Annotated in this window: 10 protein-coding genes; 7 read left to right on the top strand and 3 right to left on the bottom strand. The window is 44.8% G+C overall.

What is annotated here, in order from left to right; all coding sequences use genetic code 11:
* Positions 1-1,369: 1,369 nt before the first annotated feature.
* The 3 genes from B1A85_RS16720 to B1A85_RS16710 form a co-directional block, all read right to left on the bottom strand.
* Positions 1,370-2,203, bottom strand: a complete 834-nt coding sequence (locus tag B1A85_RS16720) for a transposase (RefSeq protein WP_210404523.1) — start codon at positions 2,201-2,203, stop codon at positions 1,370-1,372.
* 41 nt (positions 2,204-2,244) lie between these two features.
* Complete coding sequence (locus B1A85_RS16715; RefSeq protein WP_015328685.1) at positions 2,245-3,042, bottom strand: hypothetical protein; 798 nt, start codon at positions 3,040-3,042, stop codon at positions 2,245-2,247.
* 619 nt (positions 3,043-3,661) lie between these two features.
* Positions 3,662-4,315 carry a site-specific integrase gene (locus B1A85_RS16710; protein ID WP_015328684.1) on the bottom strand — a complete coding sequence of 218 codons (654 nt, stop codon included), beginning with the start codon at positions 4,313-4,315 and terminating at the stop codon, positions 3,662-3,664.
* Positions 4,316-4,433: 118 nt separating this feature from the next.
* Between B1A85_RS16710 and B1A85_RS16705 the strand changes: the two genes are divergently transcribed.
* The 7 genes from B1A85_RS16705 (at position 4,434) to B1A85_RS16675 (ending at position 10,274) form a co-directional block, all read left to right on the top strand.
* The gene (locus tag B1A85_RS16705) at positions 4,434-4,697 is read left to right on the top strand and encodes a hypothetical protein (RefSeq protein WP_015328683.1); all 264 of its coding nucleotides are present in this window, start codon (positions 4,434-4,436) and stop codon (positions 4,695-4,697) included.
* 146 nt (positions 4,698-4,843) lie between these two features.
* Positions 4,844-5,437, top strand: coding sequence for a ParA family protein (locus tag B1A85_RS16700; RefSeq protein ID WP_015328682.1), 594 nt, complete (start codon positions 4,844-4,846; stop codon positions 5,435-5,437).
* Positions 5,434-5,703, top strand: coding sequence for a hypothetical protein (locus B1A85_RS16695; protein WP_015328681.1), 270 nt, complete (start codon positions 5,434-5,436; stop codon positions 5,701-5,703). The genes B1A85_RS16700 and B1A85_RS16695 overlap by 4 nt, the downstream gene beginning before the upstream one ends.
* 343 nt (positions 5,704-6,046) lie before the next feature.
* Positions 6,047-7,069 (top strand): CBASS cGAMP-activated phospholipase, encoded by a 1,023-nt coding sequence (locus tag B1A85_RS16690; RefSeq protein ID WP_015328680.1) that lies wholly within the window; start codon positions 6,047-6,049, stop codon positions 7,067-7,069.
* A 4-nt stretch (positions 7,070-7,073) separates the two neighbouring features.
* Complete coding sequence (locus tag B1A85_RS16685) at positions 7,074-8,048, top strand: cyclic GMP-AMP synthase DncV-like nucleotidyltransferase (RefSeq protein WP_015328679.1); 975 nt, start codon at positions 7,074-7,076, stop codon at positions 8,046-8,048.
* Positions 8,045-9,826: an E2/E1-associated domain-containing protein gene (locus B1A85_RS16680; protein ID WP_015328678.1), complete on the top strand. Its 1,782-nt coding sequence runs from the start codon at positions 8,045-8,047 to the stop codon at positions 9,824-9,826. Before B1A85_RS16685 ends, B1A85_RS16680 begins: the two co-directional genes overlap by 4 nt.
* A complete protein-coding gene (locus B1A85_RS16675) occupies positions 9,807-10,274 on the top strand; it encodes a Mov34/MPN/PAD-1 family protein (RefSeq protein ID WP_015328677.1) in 468 nt (155 codons plus the stop codon). Before B1A85_RS16680 ends, B1A85_RS16675 begins: the two co-directional genes overlap by 20 nt.
* Positions 10,275-10,530 lie beyond the last annotated feature (256 nt).

The following is a 10,530-nucleotide window of genomic DNA, read 5'->3' as shown; positions in this document are numbered from 1 at the left end:
CTGTACAGTTAAAAATTTGACTGTATATACAGGTAAACACGAGCGTACATTGTTATATTGGAATTCCAATATAACAATGTACGCTCGTGTTTACCTGTATATACAGTCAAATTTTTAACTGTACAGGGTCAACTTGGTCAACTTATCCGCCCTTACCTAGATTTATACAGATATTTTAGGGCATGAGTATGCTAGTCTAGAGTGCTTATCTAACAAGGCTTTTACATTTACATTGCATAGATGCACCTATACAGCTTGCTCGTACAACTGTATAGATGTACAAATATGTCTGTAAGATTGTAGGAATTGCTGTACATATACACTTTTAATTTATTCGCCTTTCAGTAATTGTACGCTCGTAGGAGTGCCTCTGCTCTGTTGATTGTTGGTTGGCTCTTTAGCCTAAAGCAGTGCGATCGCATCCCTATCGTAGCCTCTATTGGTTGCTGATATAGCATACTGCGATTGTTTGACTTTGTTTCTAGCTATCAGCGCGATCACTTGCTTCTTGTGCCTTCATCATTGCTGAGTCAAACAGTGCGATCAAGTGCTAGCCTTGCCTCTAACCGTGTTCTGCTATTGCCTGCCCTGCTGTACTCAGTATAATGCGTCATTTCCCTTGCCTGTCCTCGCTTGCTAGCTCAAGCTCCGCTACTATGCCTCGCCTGATCCTGGATGAATTTCGGGTTTAGCTCGTAGCCTTGCTGATATTGAAGGGCGATCGCTCACATCGCTCACTTTGAACTCAAGCCTTAGTCCTATCTTACTTAAGCGTATAAAATTGTCTGGCTCCACTGAGCGCCATTATTATACAGCTAAATTTTTGCTGACTAACCGTACGCCTAAACCAGTATTTGTGGTGCTATCTCTGCAATCGCAGCCCTGAGTACTTACCTGTCCGCTACTCCTGCCTGCTACGGCTCAACTGTCTTCGCCCCTAAAAAACTAAACTAAATCTAAAAACTAAACCTCACTCTCACTCTACATAACAACATGCTGGTTGCACTGTCAGCCTATCGGCTTTAGAGGATGGCAATTCACTGGCACGGGCTTTTGGTTTACTAGCGTAGGTGGTCGCCCACCACACCCGCAGCTTGCAATTGATTGCTCTGGGCAATTTGCACATCATCACACAGTCTCTGGACTTGAGGCAGAGCAGTCAATCGAGCCGCCATGCACGCTATGTTGACTGACTAGGATTATGACTGGCTTGAGTTGGTGGCTCTGTCATTCTGTCATGATGTAGTAGAATTGCTGCTACGGCGTTCCCCAACAAGTTAAACTAATTCGGGATTACACACTTTTGCAATACCGAGTTGTTTGACGTTGGGAAAGCTGCATTCAATTTTGAGCCATATCGAAGGAGTTATTATCTGCTCCAGCCTGCCAATGCCACTCGTTGCCATCGTGTTGGCGGCTCGTTCAATATCGTCGCCAGAGTGGGCAGTCGCTTACCTTTGAGTCGAGGTCGTCCCATCTGTCGGGGTTGTCGAGGTGGGGCAGGTTCATAGAGTGCCGCATCCAAGCGCAGGCGAGTGACGATGTGCACTGGAGATTTCATGCCAGACAACGCAAATAACAACTCCAGTGCAGCAAAACTGCTGTCTGCCACGACCACGAGCTGACGATGTGGCAGCCACCGTCGCACTTGCTTGAGCATCTGCCGTGCCCAGTCAGTTAAACATTTATGGCGATGCCCCTGCTGCTGGTTATATCGTTGCGATGCTGCCAGTACCGTGAAAAATGGCAGTGCCCAGACGCGCTGCACCCAGGGAATCTCAACTAATACCATCAAGCTTAACCAACGCAAGCCACTGGCTTTGACAAAGTGTCCATGACTAGAACGCACTAGGTCTCGATAGATGCCTTTGGCTGCAATCTGTTTGCCTCGTCGTCGTTCAAGGGTGTCATCTAGCCCGAACACAATCACACCGCTAGTGGCAAAGACGGCTATCAGTTGTAGAAGCAAGATTTGGCTGGCTTGACGGCTAGACCAAACGGCACGAGCGAGCACCCGATGATAGTTGATGAAATGCTTTTCTTCTGAGTGTCCCATTACTCGCAGTGCAGCAGCAACAGTGCGTTGAGCTGGACTCAAGATCGCTCCAAATAGCAGCACTTGAGCATGCTGCCAAACTCGAAGCGAAAACAACTGAGCAAATGGCTCAAGGAGTGTCTCTAAGATTTCTGGTATAGTGAACACAACAATTTTCTGGGGTAAGCATGCATGAACTCGAAGCATTCTTACCCTATTCCTTTTTGTGCTCTATTGCTCGAAATGGCTAAAGTCGAGGTAACGACATCTCTGTATTGCTCATTCATCGCCTTAAGTGGATATCCGAGAACATCATCCCTGTCATAAAAGTTGAGCCACTCGCTCCCCAAGTTTGGGTAATGCTGTGAGAGTTGAGGTGGAGGAAGTTTGATTGGTGTACCAAAGTCATTGTGACGCAGTCCCCACAGAGCAATTTGACTACCGAAAGTATAGAACAGTGTCAATGTTTCTCCTTGCTCCAAAGGTGTACTACCAATTTCTATTTTTGCTTTTTTCTTCTGAAGATCCCAGATGTAATTGCTTGCTATCACTGATCCGAGGCTATGCCCAATAATACATAATGGCGCTTTTGAACCAGCATTATCAGGTTGAGCTAGTTCGGCTAGAGTTGCGGCAAAGCATTTATGTACTCCGTCATAAATGTCTCGCTCTGAATTCGGTGCCGAAGAAGTGATCTGGTAGCCGATACTGTCTGCAAGAGAATGAAATACGAAGTAACGAAGCCCCCAAAAATCGTTGAGTCTGTCAATTCTCAAGTCCCTGTATAACTTATCCTGAAGGTCTTGAAGAACTAGAGCCCAATAAACTGCTTTAATCGCTAGTTTTGAATCTGCATCCTCTGGCTTTTCTCCTACCAAGGTTGAAAACCGATACTTTAACTTCTTAGCCATACCGCTTGTGAACATCTCCGGATCATTTTCTTCTGCAAACTTTGGATTTGCCGTACCTATACCGTGGATAATGGCTACTGCTACTTTTGTTGACATTTGAATACTCCTTTATTCAATATCAGGGTCGGATGGACTATTAGCTATAAAATCCCTCCTGATTTATTATTTGAGCCGGACTAGCCACATAATTATCCAAAACTCCACAGCCACTGTATCTACAAATTCACAAAGTGATAAGAGACGTGGATCGAATCTCAAATGGTGCCTGCCGAGATACTAATACCATTGGTGAATTCTAATTGTAAGTTTCGTGTAATAGCGGTATAAAAGTATTGTTTTCTCGTAATCTGGTTGAACTAACTAACCCGACTTAAACTTTGCTTATCAATCCGGCTCCCCTAATTCACTAAAAAACAAGGGTTTGAGGCATTCCTTATAATTTCTGCTTATGATATTGCTGCTATTACCGATTACACCTACAATTGGCTACCCTTGAATTCATACCGATAGCAGAGTGAGTAGGGATGGCAAAATCGTAGATGCTTGGGCTAGGGTTCCCCAAGACTGGCAGCAACAAATTCAATCTTATTGCCATCGCATCTGGAAGAAAAGAAGCTTCTGTGATGCGCTCCCGCGATCGCCCAATATCTCGGCAGAACTGTTCCAGGTAGCTAGGACTCTAGGACTTACGCACTGTCCAAACACATGAAGCTTACTACACTGACTCATCATTGGAGAATAGAGAGCAGTCAACTTCTCGATTTGGCGCGTCTAAGTCGGGAACTAGGTCTAGGTCGTCATAGTCTGTTTTCCCGACATGAGACAACATCGATAAAGCCGCGATCACTCCCCTGACTTGTTCCGGCTTTACCTCTAAGTATTTTTGTAATTCGTCCAGGGTGCGGTGTCCAGATACCTCTTGGATAATCCTTAGAGGGATTCCGGCATCGCTCATCATCGTCAGCGCCGTGCGCCGAAATGAATGGGTACTAGCCCCTTCTATTCCAACTCGTAAACAGGCGGATCTTAATATCCTTGCGGCTGAATCTGGGTTAATGTGTCCCTTGCCATGACGACCATTAAACAGAAACCACTGATAGGACGGGGAATCCTCACCCACAGGAATCGTGCGCGTTGCCAGCTTGCTTTTGGTGTTACCTTTGCGAACGATTAGTTCCGGTCGCACTCTTCTTTTTTCGTCGAAGACATCTTTTCGCCTTAAGGTGCAGGCTTCATTAATTCGACAGGCAGTATATAGGCAGATGCCGAACAGGGCGCGATCGCGGTTGTTATCCAGCCCCTGACTAAATAGCAACTGAATCTCGGCTTGTGTAAGTATTTTTGCTCTGCCGTGCCTGTCGATTTTCATCCATAGCAATTAAGGTGATAATTTCTAGGCTACACCTTCATGAGTTCCTATTGTGACGCTCCCGCCGCAGCTAGGCGACTGATGAATAAACGCTTATAAACTAAGAGTAAAAACAATCATGAGTCTCGCAGAAGAAAAGTACGATCGAGAGATAGAAGAGCTAGAGTTTAAAGCTGGTGGGGTATTCGCCATATCAACACCCTCTGGACATAAAAAGAGGTGGGAACGAAAAAAAGAATTGGTGCGACGAGAGATATCTGCGACTAGAACTCCTGAAGAGAAAAAGCGCTTGTCACAAAAGCTGGCTGAACTAGAGCGCAGGGAAAAGGAATTTGCTGAAAAACTAGCAGAACTACACGAAGTTCTTTCAAATCAGCCGTGAGCCGCGATCTTTGCTGTCCAGGTAACTGAGAGTAAATAAATGTCTGAACATCGAAATGCATAAACATTTAAACATCTAAACATTCAAATATCTAAATGTCTATGTTTGTTGTACAATCGTGTCTTAGCAATTAGCTGGTGGCAACAATGATAGTGACCGTTGCTTCGTTTAAAGGAGGTGTGGGTAAGACTACAACAGCCCTGCATCTTGCTACCTACTTCCAAGCTAAGGCGGCTACTCTGCTAGTTGACGGCGACCTTAACCAGAGCGCCTTAGATTGGTCTAGTCGTGGCAATCTTCCCTTCAAAGTTGTGGATGAGAAGCAGGGAGTACGCTTTGCAAGGCAGTACGAACACATTATTATTGATACTCCGGCTCGACCCGCTTCTGAAGAATTGAAAACTATTGCTGAGGGGTGCGATCTGCTTGTATTGCCTACCAGCCCCGATGCTTTAGCAATGGGAGCAATGCTGCAAATGGTAGACAATTTAAAAGGATTAGACACTAACTACAAGATTCTTATCACCCTGGTTCCTCCACACCCCAGCCGTGTTGGGGAAGAGGCAAAGCAATCCTTAATTAATGCTGGTCTACCAGTTTTCAGAACTGGAATCAGGCGATTGGCTGTATTCCAACACGCAGCTTTGAAGGGAGTTCCAGTAAATCAAGTTAAAGGCGATTCCTATGCGGGTATCGCGTGGAGATGCTACTACGAAGTTGGGAAGGAGATCCTGCCATGACCAAGAAAAGTGGCAGTCGGTTTGACGATCTATTCGGCGCGGCTCGAAGTGGCAGTAAAGAGCAAGAGGAATTAGCAGAGCCAACAAAAAAAACGCCAGTCCGCAAAAGCAAGAGTACCGATTCTGACTACATTCGCACAACAGTTTATTTGCCAAAGCAGCTACATAAGCAACTCAAAACAGCTGCGGCGGACGAAGAAAGAGAGATGAGCGACATTGTGGCAGAGTCAATCGCCAAATACCTTGAAGAGCGCAAGGTAAAATAATAGCATTTGCTCATCTAGATGTTTAAATATTTAGATGTTTAAGTGTTTAGATGCAATTTCCTTACTCTAGTACACTGCTTCGGGTGGCTTCCTTTAACTTCGAGCCACTTAGGAGAATATTAGGTTTTCATTTCTTCGCTGTGAGCTATTGCTCATGACGGCTAACCTGACAATACCTTCACCACTTGTAGGATTTCGGTGGCAATTATAAAAAGCTTGCAATAACTTAAGTAAATTCACTAAGGGCATTGTAAAGATTATGAATTAAACTTAAATTAGTACAATTATTCTATATTAAACCTCTGGGAAGTAAATTATCCCCTTAGTAGCATCAGAACTGAGAATGCTCCAATCCCCTCAAGATTCTAACGCACAGATAAAATGCTTCAAAGTTCTGTCAATCGACGGAGGTGGCATTAAAGGGCTTTACTCAGCCAGAATCCTGGAACAGTTTGAACAGAAATTTAATTGTTGCATCGCTGACTACTTTGATCTCATCTGTGGAACCTCAACAGGAGGCTTGATCGCCCTTGGTCTATCCCTAAAAATTCCTGTCAGTAAGATCAGCAACCTCTACTATGGGCGAGGCAAGCAAATATTTAGAAAACGAGGCAGTATCTACAGCTTGTTCAAGCAGATCTTCTTGGGCAGTAAATACGATAACAAGGAACTGGAAAAAGCTCTGCAAGAAATGTTTGGCGATTGCACTTTGGCAGATTCTCACTGTTTGTTATGCATTCCTGCCTTTTCTTTAACAGATGGCAGACCATTCATCTTCAAGTACGACCACCCCGAAGGCGACCTCAGCAGGGATAACAAAACCAAGTACGTCGATGTCGCTCTAGCAACAAGCGCAGCACCCACCTATCTGCCGATTATCACTAGTGAAAACTACGACTACAGACAATTTATTGATGGTGGTGTATACGCTAACAATCCAACCTTCATTGGGGTAGCAGAAGCTTTCAGGTACTTTGTGGGCAAAGATAAGAAGTTTCAGCAGCTAATGGTCATGTCAATTGGTTCGCTAGAACCAAATCCTGGAAGACGGTTTGTTGCCAAGCACGATCGCTCGGTGCTGGACTGGAACAAAGATTTGATTGCAACTTTTTTTGAGGGACAGGCATATATCACCAGTTACTTTGTTGAAACATTCGCCCAACACTGTGATTCCCCGTTTGAGTACGTCAGAATTCCAGGGGCTGATCTTTCTTCCAAACAGTCGCAAATTATTAATTTGGATAACACTTCAACAGAAGCCCTAAACATCATGTTGAGCAAAGGGAAAGACCAAGGGTTGATATTTGAAAAACGTCCTGAAGTTGCCAAGTTCTTTGCGTCTCAAAAGCATTACATCATAAGGTAAGCCGATGGCGGATTGTCATAAACTATTCCTTGAATTCAACTCCATCATCGAATTGAAACCGAACCATAAAGCATTCTTGCGGACATCCCGCGATGCTGTGCGTGACAGAATCAGAAGTTATTTTAAGGAAAAAGCTAATGGTTTTTTCCCTAAATTTCATGGTCAGGGTTCATTCATGATGAACATCATCATCCTTCCTAGTGACGGAGAATTTGATATTGATGATGGCATTTACTTTCTCGTTGATAAAGAACCCATTTATAGCGTTGATACGTTTCATCGCTGGATCTGTGAAGCCGTCGATGGGCATACCAAACAGGAGCCGATTGATAAGCAAACTTGCATTAGGGTTGTCTATGCAGGGCAATACCACCTTGATCTTCCCATCTACTACATCATCAAAGGGCAGTACCCACGACTGGCGCATAAAAGCAAGGGCTGGATCGAGAGTGATCCTAGAGAATTCATCAAATGGTTTCAAGACAAAACCGATGACAAGAGACAATTGCGGCGGGTAGTCCGCTATCTCAAAGCCTGGAGTGACTATAAGGCTGGCTCTCTGCCAAGTGGACTTATCCTCTCTATCCTGGCAACGAGAAACATTCACTTTAACGCAAGAGATGATATTGCCCTTTACAATACCCTAATCGGTATCAAGAACTCATTGGCTCTAAGCTTTACCTGCTACCGCCCCACAACACCCACCTATGAGGATTTGTTGCAAAACTACAGCCAAACCGATAAGAACTATTTCAAGAGCCAGCTCATTAGTTTGATCCGCTCTGCCGAGAAAGCTTTAGACGACAAAACCAGCCTGAAAAACGCTTGTAAAGAGTGGCAAAAGCATTTTGGTGATAGATTTCCCTGTCACTTAGCTGAAGATAATGCAGATGAACTTCTTAGTGCAGCTTTCACAGCACAGAATCTGACTTTCCCTAATCGACCCCTAATTCCGAAAAAACCGGGGGGATTTGCGTGAGCGATATATGGTTTATCAGTGATTTGCAGCGGCTAGTTAAGGAGCGGGAAGCAATTTGCCTCCTTGAAGATAGTGTTGACTGGCTGACAGGGACTAACTGGATTCTTGACAACGGCAGGCTGGTTGTTGAAGCCATTATCCAAGCTCACGGCTACGATTACCCCGTAAAAATGGTATACCCGGCTCTCTTTCCAGCAGTCCCTCCCACGGTGTATCCCAAAAATTCTGAGGAAAGATGGTCAAGTCACCAGTATGTCAGTGGTGCTTTATGTTTGGAATGGCGACCGGACACATGGCATACTGAGGTAACGGGAGCGCAGGTTTTAGAAAGCACCTACACCCTTTTAAGCACAGAAAACCCTCGTGGAACAGGTGAGCAACACATCGTCCCATCTCAACATGAGCTTTCCACGGGTCAAATACTGCGCGAAAGTTTCATCCGCGTTTATGTAAACAAAGCCCTCAACGCCTATCTAGCTGGATTATCGTCCTTTAGCACTGGTTCTATCGAATTCTCAGGGCGATGGCAAAGCCAATCTTACCTGGTGCTGCTCTACAGTGTCCAACCTGATGATTTGCCAGCATGGAACGACACACTGATTCCCAAAAGATTAAACAACGCTGCTAAGAATCGAGGTGCTTTCTATAAAACAGGGCTTCCTCCCAAAGCTCTGGCTACAACCAACACATTGCAAGACCTGGAAGCAGTTCTTGAGCAAGCAGGCTACGGAACTGCTGCGTTGAAGGAACATAGCATTTGGGTAGAAAAAGATGCAGGAGGGCTATTTGGCGTTCTCCTCACGGATGCCGAAGATAATCTCCACTTCTTCCTCAAAATTGCCGCTAGTAAGAGTGAAGTTTGGAAAGCTACCTTTGTGCAATCCAACCTTGACACAATAAACCCCCGCCTACCGTCAGAATTACACGAACTGTCCAGTAAGTCTGTGGGAATTGTAGGTTTAGGCTCTGTTGGTAGTAAAGTTGCTGCCTCGATAGCTCGTACAGGTGTCGGCAAATTTTATTTAGTCGATGAGGATATTTTTCTACCAGAAAACATCTGCCGCAACGATCTTGACTGGCGGAATGTTGGAGAACATAAGGTTCATGCTGTTGCTGAGGTTATGTCCTACATTACCGCCACTGCCCAAGTTGATGTTGCAACGCTGAGTCTGGGAGGGCAAGAATCGAGTGCTGCTCTAGATTGCGTTTTGCGCCAGTTAAACCGATGTGACCTCCTGATTGATGCTACGGCTAACCCAATAATTTTTAATCTCCTTGCTTTCATCGCCAAAAGCTACGCTAAACCGCTGGTTTGGGCAGAAGTATTCGCGGGTGGTATCGGCGGCATGATTGCCCGGAGCCGCCCTGGACAAGATCCCGATCTACAGGCAACGAAAGCAGCGTTTCATGAGTATTTATCTATGCAAGATGTGGCACTTCCAGGAACTGCAACCGATCAATACATTCTAGAAAGTACGGGAGGGGAAGTTTTGGAAGCTTCGGATGCCGAAGTTAGCATTATGGCAGGTCATCTCACCCGCTTGGCAATTGATACTCTCTTAGCGAGAGAACCATCCTTGTTCCCATATTCAATTTACGTCATCGGCTTTCAGCAGGCATGGATTTTTAAGGCTCCGTTCCATACCATTCCCATCGACACGAGCAAGGTAGTCCATATCGAAAGCGGCAATCCTGTATCCCCTGATGTAGATTCTGAAGGAATTGATTTTCTTAGCGAATTGCTGGAGAAAATGCAGGATGCAGATAGTCCTTCCTGAGAAGATCGTCCAAAAATTAATTAAGGCTCTGCAAAGAGCAGGAAGTAAGGAGATCGGTGGCATCTTAATGGGAGAACATATTTCAGATGGTGTTTACCGTGTAAAAGACATCACCATCCAAAGGCAAAGTGGCACAGTCATCTCTTTCCTGCGTCTGCCAGTAGCAATTTTCAATCCTTTACAGAACTTTTTTCGCAAGACAGGATATGACTTTACTCGCTTCAACTACCTGGGAGAATGGCATTCTCATCCATCATTTACCTTAGAACCAAGCAGTACGGATTGCAGAACAATGTGGGAGATCGTTGAAGATCCAAGTGTAGGAGCAAACTTTGCTGTCTTGATGATCGTACGGCTCGATACTATGCAACAACTGGAAGGAACTATTAATGTTTTTCTTCCAAGCTATAAGACTTTTAAAGGAATATTAAGCCAAGAGAAACCATAACCTTAGCTGCTTTGACGACCTATTTCAGATGTTTAAATGTTTAAATTCTTTTAGGCAGGCGCTAAGTGACAGAGTTATTTTGGCTGCTAGGAAAAAGCTAGGGGGCTGAGTGCTATTGGGAATGCAGTTGGTAAACATTTCCTGTGTTGTTTGTAAGCTACTGCTGCTTGAGGAAAGCTAGTTCATCCAAAAGATGGGCAATTTCGTTATTCAGGTCACCGTTTTGGGCAGAAAGGGCTGAAAAGAGCAACGCTGT

This window comes from Chroococcidiopsis sp. TS-821, from assembly GCF_002939305.1.
Taxonomy (GTDB): Bacteria; Cyanobacteriota; Cyanobacteriia; order Cyanobacteriales; family Chroococcidiopsidaceae; genus Chroogloeocystis.
This window is presented reverse-complemented; position numbering and strand designations above follow the sequence as displayed.